The sequence below is a fragment of the Diaminobutyricimonas aerilata genome, assembly GCF_002797715.1.
Classification (GTDB): Bacteria; Actinomycetota; Actinomycetes; order Actinomycetales; family Microbacteriaceae; genus Diaminobutyricimonas; species Diaminobutyricimonas aerilata.
The window spans coordinates 3,039,566-3,052,408 of the sequence record NZ_PGFF01000001.1; the positions used below are offsets into that span (position 1 = coordinate 3,039,566).

The window sequence follows — 12,843 nt, forward strand, 5'->3', positions numbered from 1 at the left end:
ATCGTAACCCTATGTCCTATAGGATTTGATGCAACGAGAGGATGTCCCGTGGCCATGTTCAAAGACGATCCGGTCCGCCCCGCCAACTACGAGCGCTTCGCCCGCGACGTGCCGCAGTGGTACACCGACGCCAAACTCGGCATCTTCGTGCACTGGGGGCCGTACTCCGTTCCGGCATGGGGCGAGCCGATTGGGGAGCTCGGCACGATCGACCCCGAGTACTGGTTCGCGCACAACCCGTACGCCGAGTGGTACTACAACACGATCCGCATCGCCGGCAGCCCGGCGGCCGAGCATCACGAGGCGACCTACGGCGGCGCGCCCTACGACACGTTCATCGACCAGTGGACCGCGGCGGAGTTCGACGCGGACGAATTCATCGCGCTCGTGAAGCGCACCGGAGCGCGCTACTTCGTGCCGACGACGAAGCACCACGACGGCGTGACCCTGTGGGACGCTCCGGCCACCGGCGACCGCAACACCGTCGCCCGCGGCCCGCGGCGCGACCTCGTCGGCGAGTTCGCCGAGGCCACCCGTCGCGCCGGACTCCGCTTCGGCGTCTACTACTCCGGCGGTCTCGACTGGCACTTCGGCGACCTGCCGCCCATCACCGACGAGGGGCAGGCGTTCCGCCGTCCCGTCGACGACGAGTACGCGCGCTACGCGCACGACCACGTTTCCGACCTCATCCGCCGATACTCCCCCGACATCCTGTGGGGCGACATCGAGTGGCCCGACGCCGGCAAGCCGTCCGGTCCACACAGCATGGAGCACCTGTTCGAGGAGTTCTACGCGGCGGCGCCCGACGGGGTCGCCAACGACCGCTGGGGCGAGACGCACTGGGACTTCCGCACGAGCGAATACCAGAACGGCACGAGCGTCGAGGGCAGCGGGGCGTGGGAGAACTGCCGCGGCATCGGCTACTCGTTCGGGTACAACCGGCTCGAGGGCCCGGAGCACATCCTGAGCGGCCCCGAGGCCGTGAAGACCTTCGTCGACATCGTTTCGCGCGGCGGCAACCTGCTGCTCAACGTCGGGCTCACGGCCGAGGGCCGCGTGCCCGATCTGCAGCGCGAGACCCTCGAGTTCCTCGCGACCTGGAACGCCGAGAACGGGCACGCCGTGTTCGGCTCCCGCCCCTTCGACGCGGCGGCGTCGGCCGAGCCGTGGACGCGCTGGACGCAGTCGGACGGCCGCGCGCACGCGTTCGTCGTCGGTTCGGGCGCGGTGACGCTCGCGGGGGTTTCGGATGCGGTGGACGCGACGACCGCGCGGGCGGCCGACGGCAGCTCCGTCGCGGCGACGCGCGCGGGGGACCGCGTCGAGGTGCAGCTCCCTCGCGGCGGCGACGCTCCCGTGCTCGTGAGTTTCGACCTCGCGGGGCCGATTGCATGAGGGTCGACGCCCACGTCCATCTGTGGGACCTCGAGCACGGCGAGTACTCGTGGCTGACCGCCGACCTGGCCCCGATCGACCGCACGTTCCGCCTCGACGAGCTCGAACCGCAGCTCGATGCGGTCGGCGTCGACCGGGTGGTGCTCGTGCAGGCGGCCGACACGACGGCCGACACCGACGCGATGCTCGCGGTGGCCGCGCGCAACCCCCGAGTGGCAGGCGTCGTCGGCTGGGTGGACCTGCTCGACCCGGAAGACGTCGACTCCGCCCTCGACGAGCGCACCGCGCATCCGGCGTTCGTCGGCGTGCGCCACCTCATCCACGACGAGCCCGACGCCGACTGGCTCGCGCGCCCTGAGGTGCGACGCAGCCTCGAACGACTCGCCGCGCACGGGCTGAGCTTCGACGTCGTCGGCGTGCTTCCGCGGCACCTCGAACACGCGCTCGCCATCGCCCGCGACCTGCCCGAGCTGCACGTGGTGATCGACCACCTCGGCACCCCCCCGGCCGCCCGCGACGACGACGGCGCCTGGTCGCGTGTCATGGGCGAGCTCGCCGGCGAACCGAACGTCGCCGTCAAACTGTCGGGGCTCACGACCATCGGCGCTGCCCCGGCGCTGCGCCCCTTCGTCGACTTCGCGCTCGAGCGGTTCGGGGCCCACCGGATGCTGTACGGCGGCGACTGGCCGGTCTCGACCCTCGCCACCGACTACGCCGACACCTTCGCGACGCTGATCTCGCTCATCGACGGCCTGTCGGACGACGAACGCGACGCCGCACTGGGCGGCACCGCCCGACGCGTCTACCGCCTGAGCTGAGGCCCCGACGCGGCGCGAGCGCGCGACCGGCGACCGCTCAGGAGGCGTCGGGTGCGGGCTCGGAGATGCTCGCCGCCATCCGCGCGTAGGAGCGCTCGATGTGGGCGAGCATCGCGGTCGCGGCCGCGTCGCCGTCGCCGTTCTGGATGGCGACGAGCACCGCCTCGTGCTCGTCGGAGGTCTCCTTGGTGAGACCGTGGGTGAAGTACAACCGGTAGATGTGCATGTGCGAACGCAGGCGCAGGATGGCGTCGCTCAGCAGGTCGTTGCCCGCGTGGCGGGCGATGAGCGCATGGAACTGCGCGTCCCGCTCGGCGAAGTCGCGGTAGTCCTGGTAACGCTCGTCGGCCGAGCGCTCCGATTCGCCGCGCGCGTGCATCGCGTCGAAGATGCGCTGCAGTTCCTCGAGCGCGTCCTGCGGCAGTCGCGGTGTCGCGAGGCGGGCCGCGGCCGGCTCGAGCAGTCCGCGCATCTCGAAGAGCTGCCGCAGTCCCTCCGCGTCGAGCAGCGGCGCCGCGGTGTACCCCTTGAGCGCCTTCTTGATGACCAGACCCTCGGACTCGAGTCGGGCGAGCGCCTCGCGCACGGGCGTGGGCGACACGTCGAGCTGACGGGCGATGCCGTCGATGCTCGCCCGGGACCCGGGCTCGATCACCTGGTCCATGAGCAGTCCGAGCACGGCGTCGTACACCTCGTCGGCGAGCGCGCGGCGCGCCGGGAGGTATCGAGAACGATCCTCGGTGCTCATCTGCTCATCGTATTCGGGCGCGACGCGATCCGATTTCCTACAGCGCGCGCGCCACGAGACCGGCGCTCTCGAGCTCGTCCCACACGGCCATCGGGATCTGCGCGTCGACGAGAGCGGCGTTCGCCCGCACCTGCTCCGCGGATTTCGCGCCGAGCACCACGGTGGAGACGACGGATGCACGCAGCGGGTACTGCGCGGCGAGCTGCGGCACCGTGCATCCGTGCCGTTCCGCGATGTCGGCGATCGCGTCGACCCGCCGCCGCAGTTCCTCGGGTACGGCTCCGTAGTTGTACCGGGCGTCCGACGCGATACGCGGCGTCGCGAGCACGCCCGAGTTGAACACCGCCGCCGCGAGCACGTCCACCCCGCGGGCCGCGGCCGCGGGCAGCAGGTCGTGGGCGGCGCCATCCTCGAGCAGCGTGTAGCGGCCGGCCATCATGACGACGTCGAGGTCGGTGCGCTCGACGAACCGGGTGAGCATCGCGCTCTGGTTCATGCCCGCCCCGTAGGCGCGGATGACGCCTTGCGACCGCAACTCGTCGAGGGCGGGGAAGGCGCCGTCGAGCGCCTCGCGTTCGTGGTCGTCGGGGTCGTGCACGAGCACGATGTCGAGCCGGTCGAGCCCCATCCGTTCGAGGCTCTGCTCGATGGAACGCAGCACGCCGTCGCGGGAGTAGTCGTACACGCGCCGGCGCGTGGCCGGCACGTCGAAGAGGCTGTCGATGTCGGTCTGGCCCGGCTCGTAGTCGGGGTTCGGTTCGAGCACGCGGCCGACCTTCGTCGAGACGACGTACTCGTCGCGCGGATACGCCGCGAGCGACGCCCCGAGGCGCTCCTCGGCGAGGCCGAGCCCGTAGTGCGGGGCGACGTCGAAGTAACGGATGCCGGCGTCCCACGCTGCGGGCACGCAGCGCGGCCACTCCTCCTCGGGCATCGCCGAGTAGAGGTTGCCGAGTCCGGCGACGCCGTAGCCGACGGCGGGCAGTCCGAGCCGGCTCATGCGACGCGCAGATCGTCGAGGGCGTCGAAGTCCCAGTCGATGCCGAGGCCGGGCTCCGACGAGGGGACCGCCTCCCCGTCGACGACCGTCATCTCCGACCGGGTGACCGCGCGCAACTGTGGGATGTGCTCGAGGTAGAGGCTGTTCGGCACCGCGCACGTGAGCGATACGTGCAGTTCCATGAGGAAGTGCGGCGCGACCTGCACGTTGAACGCCTCGGCGAGATGGGCGACCTTCAGCCACGGGGTGATGCCGCCGATCCGCGCCACATCGACCTGCACGATCGAGGCCGCCTGCGCCTGCAGATACTCCCGGAAGTGACCGATCGAGTACATGCTCTCGCCGACGGCGACCGGGATGCTCGTGGAGCGGGCGAGGGCACGATGACCGGAGACGTCCTCGGCGGGCAACGGCTCCTCGAACCAGAAGATGTCGTACGGCTCGAACGCGGCGGCGCGGCGCACCGCCTCGGCACCCGTCATCGACTGGTTCGCGTCGATCATGATGTCCATGTCGGGGCCGACGGCCTCGCGCAGGGCCGCGAGACGATCCGCGTCCTCCTGCACCCGGGGCTTGCCGACCTTCACCTTCACGCCCCGCATCCCGCGCTCCTTCGACGCGGTGGCCTGCCGCACGAGTTCCTCGGGCGAGAGGTGCAGCCAACCGCCCTCCGTATCGTAGAGCGGGATGCTCGGCCGGGCTCCGCCGGCGGCGGCCCAGAGCGGCAGACCCGCAGCCTTGCTGCGCGCATCCCACACCGCCGTGTCGACGGCGGCGAGCGCGAGCGCCGTGAGCACCCCCACCGTCGTCGCCCGCGTCGTGGAGAACATCGCCCGCCACACCGCCTCGGGCCGCATCGCGTCGAGCCCGACCAGGGCCGGCAGCAGCGTCTCGCGCAGCAGGCTCAGCACCGCGGGTCCCCCCGTGCCGATCGTGTAGCTGTAGCCGACCCCCTCGACGCCGGATGCGGTGCGGAGGCGCACGAAGAGGGTCTCCTGCTTCAGGAACGCCTGCACCGCATCCGTGCGCACCGTCTCGACGGGGACGTCGCTCAACCACGCCTCGGCGCTGACGATCAGACCGTCGGCCGCGGCGGCGTGCCGCAGCTCGTGCTCCCCCGCCCGGGTGTGGGTACTCATCAGCGACCTCCGAATCCGCCGAGCGCGACGCCCTTGATGAGCTGACGTTGCAGCAGGGCCACGATGACCAGGGAGGGCAGCACCGAGATGGTGGAGGCCGCCATGAGCAGGCTCCACTGGGTGCCGTGCTCCCCGGTGAACATCGACAGACCCAGCGGCACGGTCGCCAGGTCCGGACTGTTGATGACGATGAGCGGCCACAGGTACGAGTTGTAGTAGCCGATGAACGAGAACACGGCGAGCACCGACAGCGGCGCGGTGAGCTGCGGCAGCAGCACCGAACGCAGCGTGCGGAAGCGGGACGCGCCGTCGATGAGCGCCGCCTCCTCGTACTCGATCGGGATCGTCAGGAAGAACTGCCGCATGAGGAACGTGCCGAACGCGGTGAACGCGAACGGCACGATGAGCGCGACGTAACTGTCGACGAGCCCGAGCTTGTTCATCATGATGAACAGCGGCACGACGAGCACCTCCTGCGGCAGCACGAGGGTGAACACGTACAACAGGAAGATGCGGTCACGGAAGCGGAACCGCAGTCGGGAGAACGCGTAGGCGGAGAGCACGGCGACGACGACCGAGAGCAGTGCGCCGAGCAGCGACACGAGGAATCCGTTGAGGATGAACCGGCCGAACGGCACGAGCGTCCACGCATCGGTGAAGTTCTGCCAGCGCACCTCGGAGCCGAACAGCGACGGGGTGCCGAACACCTCGTCCTCGGGCTTGAGCGCCGAGAAGAACATCCAGATGAACGGGAACGTGAACACGAGCGCGACGAGCCCGATCGCCGCCGTGTTCGCCCACGTCACGAGCACCGCCCGGCGCTGCGCGGGACGCAGCCGTCCGCGGCTCGGCCGCGACGGGGCACTCGCGGCGGGCATCCGCACCTCGGTGGAGGCGGGCCCGGCGGATGCGGTTCCGATCAGGTCACTTGTCATAGTTCACCCACCTCCGCTGGCCCGCGAACTGCAGTGCGGTGATGAGCATCACCACGAGGAAGAGCATCCACGCGAGCGCCGACGCGTAGCCGAGCCGGTCGAAGACGAACCCGTTGCGGTAGAGGTACAGCACGAAGGTGTTCGTCGCCTCGCCCGGACCGCCCTGGGTGAGGATCTGCGGCTGCACGAACACCTGGAACGCACCGATCATCGTCATCGTCATCGTGAAGAACAGCGCCGGGGAGAGCATCGGCAGGATGATGTGGCGCAGTCGCGTCCACGCCGTCGTGCCGTCCATGCGCGACGCCTCGAGGATCTCCTTCGGGATCGCGCCGAGGCCGGCCGAGAGCACGATCACGTTGTAGCCGAAGGACTGCCAGACCGACATCGCGATCACCGACGCGAGCGCGAACTGGGAGTCGGAGAGCCACGACGGTCCCTCGACGCCCGCGCCGCCGAGCAGGGAGTTGACGAGCCCGTCCTGGGACAGCAGCAGGCGCCAGATGAGCGCGTTCGCCACCATCGGCGTGATGGCGGGGAGGAAGAAGATCACCCGCCAGAACCCGGCGAACCGGAGCCGGGTGTTGAGCCACAACGCGATCCCGAGGGCGAGGGCGAGGTTGAGTGCGGTGTACACGAACGCGAAGACGACCGTGTTGAACAGCACCGTGTAGAAGGTGGGATCGCCGAAGAGCTTCTCGTAGTTCGCGACGCCGATGAAGGTCGGCGAGCCGAACAGCGGCCACTCGAAGAGGCTGATGACGAGGGATCCGACCAGCGGCACGACGATGAACACGACGAAGCCGGTGAGGCCGGGCCAGAGGTAGGCGAGGGCGACCCACCCCTGGCCCTTCTTCCCCCCGCCCGTGGGGGCCGCCACCCGACGGGCGGCCCCCACGTTCGTGATCGAGGCCATCGCGGCTACTCGCCCACCGAGTTCGCGATGGTCTGCAGGATCTCCTCCGCGGTCTTGTCGCCGCGGAAACCCTCGACGGCGTACTGGGTGAAGAGCGTCTCGACCTGGTTCCAGGTCGGCGTGGTGATCTGCGCGGTCGCATTGCCGAGCAGCGCGTCGACGACTTCGGCCGCCTCCGGCGACTTTCCGTTCGACCACGCGGGCACCGCCTCGGCACGCGAGGGCACGATGCCGCGCGTCTCGGCCTGCCCCTCGAGCACCGGAGTCGCGGTGAGGTGCGTGATGGCCTCGAAGGCCGCGTCCGGGTCGTCGCAGTTCTGCGCGATACCGAATCCCGAGCCGGCGGTCATCGCGGCGGCCTCACCGGAGGTGCTGGGCACGATGGAGATTCCCATCGTGAAGTCGGCGGCCTCGTCGAAGGTGCCGTACATCCACGGTCCCTCGATGAGCATGGCGGCCTTGCCGCTCGTGAACGCGGCCTGCGACACGTCGGAGCCGTCCGCGGCCTCCGGCGCCTCGGCGACGCCGTGCGCCCCGACGAGGTCGAAGAACTGCTGCACCTGGTCGACGAAGTCCGGTTCGGTGAGGGCGAGTCCGCCGTCGTCGTCGACGGCCGCGACGCCGTCGGCGAGGGTCCACGCGTTGGGGATGAAGATGCCCGTCGAGATGGCGAGCCCCTTCTGCTCGCCGGTCGTGAGTGCCTTCGCGTCGGCGATGAACTGCTCACGGGTGTACTCGACCCCGGGAGGGGTGAGGCCTGCGGCGGCGAAGAGGTCGGCGTTGTAGTACAGGACGACGGGTTCCGCGTCGTACGGGATCGCCCGGATGGTGCCGTCGACCGTCATGCCCTGGAGCATCGACTCGTCGAACTCCGAGGTGTCGAAGTCGTGCTTCTCGATCAGATCGTCGAGCGGCATGAGCAGTCCGCTGAGCTCTTGGGCGCGCGCCGCCTGCGTCGTGAGCAGGCACGGCGGGTTGTTGCCGGAGAGGCGGGTCTTCACCTTCGTCCAGTAGTCGGCGAAGCTCGGCCCGTCGATCGAGATCTTCAGATTGGGGTCCTCCTTCTGCGCGAGGGAGACGAACGACTCCCACTGCGCGCGGTCGCTCTCGCTGCTGACCCATGTGTACATGTCGAGCGAGCCGTCGGATGCCGGTGCGCTGCTCGCACATCCGGCGAGCGCCGTCATCACTCCGACGACGGCGAGGGCTGCTCCGGCCCTGGCGGCGGTTCTGCGGTTGGTGTTCATCGTTGCTGTGCCTCCTTCGTTGGATCCACGGGTTCTCTTGCTGTCCGCCTCGGCGGCTCGCGGGCGAGCGGTCAGGCGAAGTCGATGGCCACGACGTCGATGGCGGCGCCGGTCGGGGCGGGTGCGGGGATGCGCAGCTCGCCGAGGGGCTCTGCGCTGCGCGAGGCGAGCTCGTGCACTTCGAAACCGACCCGGAACGGCAGCTCCTCGCCGGTCTGCAGCAGACGCACCCGCTGCACGCGGCGGACGGGGAGTCCACGCACGACGAGCTCCTCCACCGGGGTGAGCAGGAGGTGCAGGTAGACGGTGCCGGCACGTGCGGTGGTGGGTCCGTAGAAGTCGACCCCCTGGGTGGGCGAGACGCCGATGACGCTCTCCTCGTGCCGCTGCATCCACTCCCCGATGTGTTCGAGCGTCTCGACCTGTACCGGGTTGAGACTGCCGTCGCCCTTCGGGCCGATGTTCAGCAGCAGGTTGCCGCCGCGGCTCGCGACCTCGATGAGCGTGCTGACGAGGGAGCGGACGCTCTTGGTGTTCGTGTCCGACGGGCGCCAGGCCCACATGTCGCCGATCGTGAGGCACAGCTCCCACGGGCCGTCGGGCGCGGTGATCGGGAACGCCTGTTCCGGCGTCTTGTAGTCGCCCTGTCCGAGCAGGCGCTCGTTGATCACGACATCGGGCTGCAGGCTCTTGATGTGGGCGCGCAGCCCTGCGGAGTCCCACTCCTCCTCGCTGCGCTCCCATTCGCCGTCGAACCAGAGCAGGTCGATCGTGCCGTAGCCGGTGAGCAGCTCCGTGAGCTGACCGCGGAGGAACTGCTGGTACCGCGCCCACTGTTCCGGTGTCGGCCGGCGGTGCCGGTCCTCGCGGATGGGCTGCCCGATGTTCTCCTCGAGTCCCGCGCCGGGCCAGTGCTCTTCGGGGTACGGGCGGTCGTCGTCGGTGAAAGCCGGATAGTCGGGGTGATTCCAGTCGGAGAGGCTGTAGTAGATGCCCACGCGGATCCCCTCCGCTCGGATGGCCTCGACGAACTCGCGGGTGATGTCGCGACCGAACGGGCTGTGGCGGATGCCGAACTCGGAGTGCTCGGTGTGGAACATCGCGTACCCGGCGTGGTGGCGGGCGGTGAACACGACGTACCGGGCGCCGGCGCGCTTCGCCGCGCGAGCGAGCTCGCCCGCATCCCAGGCGATCGGATCGAAGGTCGACGCGCTCGACTGGTATTGCGCAACGGTGACCATGTCTTCGACCTCGTCGACTCCCGGGATGATCGAGCGCCCGACGAGCGGCCACGAGATCTCGATGCCCTGCTGGCTCGCGTGGTCCCAGTGAACGAAGAGCCCGAACCCGGCCCCGACGAACCATTCGCCTCCGGGGAGCCGGAAGTCGGTGGGGCGGATGAATCCGTCGATCTCGGTGGTCACCGGGGCTCTCTCCTTCGAGGCATCCTGCTATTTCCTATAGGATAGATACGACCGAGATGGCGCGCAAGAGGCGCTCACCGCAAGGTGCGGACCGCCCGCTGCATCCGGGTTGCAAGCGCATTGCAAGGCGCGACGAGCGGGCTGCCGGGCGCGGACGCGTGGAGAGGCTGGAGCCGACAGAAAGGCTCCTCATGCACACCTCACCCCTCCGGACCGCGGCCGTCGCCGCGGCATTCCTATCCCTCGGCCTGCTGAGCGGTTGCGCGGCACCCGCCCCCACCCCCGAACCGGCGCCCGCCGGCGACACCGGGGCCGATGACACCGCCACCGACGACACCACAGACGACGCGGGCGACGGCAGCCCCTACGGCACGTGGTCGCAGGCCCTCGAGACCCAGCTCATGCAGCTCGACACCTGGTACGACGCCTGGACGGGAGGCGGATGCGACGTGGCCGCCGCGATCGACGCCCCCGGCGAGTGTCGGCAGCTCATCACGACCGCGCAGCTCACGAGCGCCTCGATGGCGGAGGTGTTCTCCTCGCGGGGCGACGCTCCGGACGAGGTGGCCGACCAGCTCGACGCCATCGAGGCGGCCGTCGACGAGACCGTCGACGCCGCCACGCCGTGGGCCGAGCAGGAATGCATGTGGGAGTTGACGGACGAGTGCGCCGCACCCGCGGAGGCCATCATCGACGGCGTCCTCTCCATCCACGACGCCGCCGAGGGGTGGTCCGCATGATCGCCCGCACGCGGAATTGCAGCGCCGTTGCAACGGCGGATCGCCCCGCCGCCGGCCATCCTGCGGCTCATAGCGTTCCCGGAATGAACACTTCAGACATCCGCGACCGCCGCCGGCGGAACGCGAAGCGGGGAGCGTCGCTCGGCGCGCTCACCGTCGCCCTTCCCCTCGCCCTCACGGCGTGCTTCCCCCTTCCCGGTGCGGGCGGCGGTTCCGCCGCCTCCGGCGTCGGTTTCGACGACGTGCAGAAGGCCGTCATCCAGATCGAGTCGGTCGGCACCTTCGTCTCGCCCGAGGAGGGCGGCTACGAAGCGGCCGGTCGCGGCAGCGGCTTCATCATCGATGACAGCGGCATCGCCGTCACCAACAACCACGTCGTGGTCGGCGCCGGCACCCTCAAGGTGTGGCGTGGCGGCGACACCTCGGACACGCTCAACGCCAAGGTGCTCGGCTCGTCCGAGTGCCTCGACCTCGCGGTCATCGACCTGCAGGGCGACGGCTACCCGGCGCTCGGCTGGCACGAGGGCAAGATTCCGACCGCCATGGACGTCTACGCGGCGGGCTTCCCGCTCGGCGACCCCGAGTTCACCATGACGCGGGGCATCGTCTCGAAGGCGGATACGCCGACCGACACCCCGTGGGCGAGCCTCGACCACGTGATCGAGCACGACGCGAAGATCCGCTCCGGCAACTCGGGCGGCCCCCTGGTCGACGAGCAGGGCCGGATCGTCGGCGTGAACTACGCGGGCAACGACCAGTACGACACCAACCTCGCGATCCACCGCGACGAGGTCGAGGAGGCCATCGAGTCGCTCAAGAAGGGCGAGGATGTGCTGAGCCTCGGCATCAACGGCACCGGGCTCACCGACGAGGAGGGCACCGGGCTCGGCATCTGGGTCAACTCGGTCGCCTCCGGATCGACCGCCGACAAGGCGGGCGTCAAGCCCGGTGACCTGCTCACCCGCATGGAGGGCGTCACCCTCGGCACCGACGGCACGATGGCGGACTACTGCGACGTGCTGCGCACCCACGGTCAGGACGCGACCCTCTCGGTCGAGCTCTACCGCCCGAGCGAGGACGTCTACTACGACGGCCAGTTCAACGGCGACGCCGTGGAGGCGGTCAGCGTGCTGAGCCAGACCGACCAGAACGCCGGCACCCAGAGCGGCGGCGGCGACTCGAGCGCCGCCTCCGATGTGGAGTACACGGAGATCACCGACGACTCGGGCGGACTGCTCGTCGAGGCGCCGGCCGCGTGGAACCAGGTCGACGGCTCCGCCATGACCGACGGCAAGGGCAACGTCTACAAGCGGATCGACGCGAGCCCCGACCTCGCCGGCTTCAACGCCGGCTGGGATGTGCCGGGCGTCTCGGTGATCGCCTCCGACACCGCCGCGACGAACACGACGCCGCAGGAGTGGCTCGACCTCGTCGCCGGTGCCGCGCAGCAGGGCGGATGCCAGCTCGCCACGCACGACGTGTTCGAGGACGGCTACCACACGGGCGTCTTCGACTACTACACCGGGTGCGGCGACAACGACGCCGACTACCTGATGGTCGCGGCGCTCGCGAACGACGGCAGCTACCTCACGGCGCTCGCCGTGCAGGCACTCACCGAGCAGGACCTCGACGCGATCGACCACGCGGTGGGCAGCTTCATCGCGCAGTTCTGAGCGGAGCACACGAAGGGGCGGACCGGATCGGTCCGCCCCTTCGTCGTCACCTCCACCGGCGGCAAAGGCCCCGAATAGCGGCGTGATGCGGGGCCTTTCGCGCCGCTCGCGTTGTCACACCGCGGTCGGATGCCCGGTTCGCCCGTGGTCCCTAGACTCGGCGACGTGACCGACGCATCCTCACCCCAGCCCTCCGTACCCGCCGGCGGGGTCGACCACCGGCCCCGCTTCTACGTCAAGCAGCGCATCACGATGATGGTGAACCGCTACGAGATCCGCGACGCGAACCCCGACGGCAGCGAAGGCGCGGTGCTCGCCGTGGCCCAGCAGAAGCGGATGGCGTTCAAGGAGCAGGTGACCTTCTACTCCGACGAGGCGCGCACGACCCCGGTGTTCTCGTTCCGTGCCCGGCAGGCGATGGACCTCGCGGCGGTCTACGACGTGTTCGACGCCGCAGGCACCCCGATCGGGTACTTCCAGAAGGACTTCGCCCAGAGCCTCCTGCGTTCGAGCTTCCACCTCGGCGGCCCCGGCATCGACGCCTACGGGCAGGAGCGCAGCCAGTTGATCGCCATCCTGCGCCGCTTCATCGACTTCCCGTTCTCGTTCCATTTCGACTTCACCGACAAGAACACCGGGCAGACCGTGATGTCGAGCGACCGGCAGTTCTCGCTGCGCGACCGCTACACGGTCGACGTGCCGGATGCCCGACTCGACTTCCGCCTGGCCGCCGCGATGGCCGTCGGACTGGACGCCCTGCTGCAGCGCTAGCGCGCGGCGGTTCCCCCACGCCCGCTGAGCCCGTCGA

General features: G+C 69.8%; 12 protein-coding genes. 5 read left to right on the top strand and 7 right to left on the bottom strand.

The window, feature by feature from the left end; genetic code table 11:
* Positions 1-54 precede the first annotated feature (54 nt).
* Both CLV46_RS14505 and CLV46_RS14510 read left to right on the top strand, forming a co-directional pair.
* Complete coding sequence (locus CLV46_RS14505) at positions 55-1,395, top strand: alpha-L-fucosidase (RefSeq protein ID WP_245867096.1); 1,341 nt, start codon at positions 55-57, stop codon at positions 1,393-1,395.
* Complete coding sequence (locus CLV46_RS14510) at positions 1,392-2,213, top strand: amidohydrolase family protein (protein ID WP_100365439.1); 822 nt, start codon at positions 1,392-1,394, stop codon at positions 2,211-2,213. Before CLV46_RS14505 ends, CLV46_RS14510 begins: the two co-directional genes overlap by 4 nt.
* A gap of 37 nt (positions 2,214-2,250) precedes the next feature.
* Here the strand turns inward: CLV46_RS14510 and CLV46_RS14515 are convergent, their stop codons facing one another.
* The 7 genes from CLV46_RS14515 to CLV46_RS14545 form a co-directional block, all read right to left on the bottom strand.
* A complete protein-coding gene (locus tag CLV46_RS14515; protein WP_100365440.1) occupies positions 2,251-2,961 on the bottom strand; it encodes a GntR family transcriptional regulator in 711 nt (236 codons plus the stop codon).
* 37 nt (positions 2,962-2,998) lie between these two features.
* Positions 2,999-3,961, bottom strand: a complete 963-nt coding sequence (locus CLV46_RS14520) for an aldo/keto reductase (RefSeq protein WP_100365441.1) — start codon at positions 3,959-3,961, stop codon at positions 2,999-3,001.
* Positions 3,958-5,100: a mandelate racemase/muconate lactonizing enzyme family protein gene (locus tag CLV46_RS14525; protein WP_100365442.1), complete on the bottom strand. Its 1,143-nt coding sequence runs from the start codon at positions 5,098-5,100 to the stop codon at positions 3,958-3,960. Before CLV46_RS14525 ends, CLV46_RS14520 begins: the two co-directional genes overlap by 4 nt.
* On the bottom strand, positions 5,100-6,035 hold the full coding sequence (locus CLV46_RS14530) for a carbohydrate ABC transporter permease (RefSeq protein ID WP_245866894.1): 936 nt from the start codon (positions 6,033-6,035) through the stop codon (positions 5,100-5,102). The genes CLV46_RS14525 and CLV46_RS14530 overlap by 1 nt, the downstream gene beginning before the upstream one ends.
* Positions 6,025-6,951 carry a carbohydrate ABC transporter permease gene (locus tag CLV46_RS14535; RefSeq protein ID WP_100365444.1) on the bottom strand — a complete coding sequence of 309 codons (927 nt, stop codon included), beginning with the start codon at positions 6,949-6,951 and terminating at the stop codon, positions 6,025-6,027. The genes CLV46_RS14530 and CLV46_RS14535 overlap by 11 nt, the downstream gene beginning before the upstream one ends.
* 5 nt (positions 6,952-6,956) lie before the next feature.
* Positions 6,957-8,198, bottom strand: coding sequence for an ABC transporter substrate-binding protein (locus CLV46_RS14540; protein WP_100365445.1), 1,242 nt, complete (start codon positions 8,196-8,198; stop codon positions 6,957-6,959).
* Between the two features lie 71 nt (positions 8,199-8,269).
* On the bottom strand, positions 8,270-9,622 hold the full coding sequence (locus CLV46_RS14545; protein ID WP_100365446.1) for an alpha-L-fucosidase: 1,353 nt from the start codon (positions 9,620-9,622) through the stop codon (positions 8,270-8,272).
* A 191-nt stretch (positions 9,623-9,813) separates the two neighbouring features.
* On the opposite strand from CLV46_RS14545, the gene CLV46_RS16805 reads away from it, so the two are divergent.
* The 3 genes from CLV46_RS16805 to CLV46_RS14555 all read left to right on the top strand — a co-directional run bounded on the left by CLV46_RS16805 (position 9,814) and on the right by CLV46_RS14555 (position 12,806).
* Positions 9,814-10,362: a hypothetical protein gene (locus CLV46_RS16805; protein ID WP_170028592.1), complete on the top strand. Its 549-nt coding sequence runs from the start codon at positions 9,814-9,816 to the stop codon at positions 10,360-10,362.
* 83 nt (positions 10,363-10,445) lie between these two features.
* Positions 10,446-12,035, top strand: a complete 1,590-nt coding sequence (locus CLV46_RS14550; protein ID WP_170028594.1) for a S1C family serine protease — start codon at positions 10,446-10,448, stop codon at positions 12,033-12,035.
* A 165-nt stretch (positions 12,036-12,200) separates the two neighbouring features.
* The gene (locus tag CLV46_RS14555; RefSeq protein WP_211282206.1) at positions 12,201-12,806 is read left to right on the top strand and encodes an LURP-one-related family protein; all 606 of its coding nucleotides are present in this window, start codon (positions 12,201-12,203) and stop codon (positions 12,804-12,806) included.
* Positions 12,807-12,843: the final 37 nt, after the last annotated feature.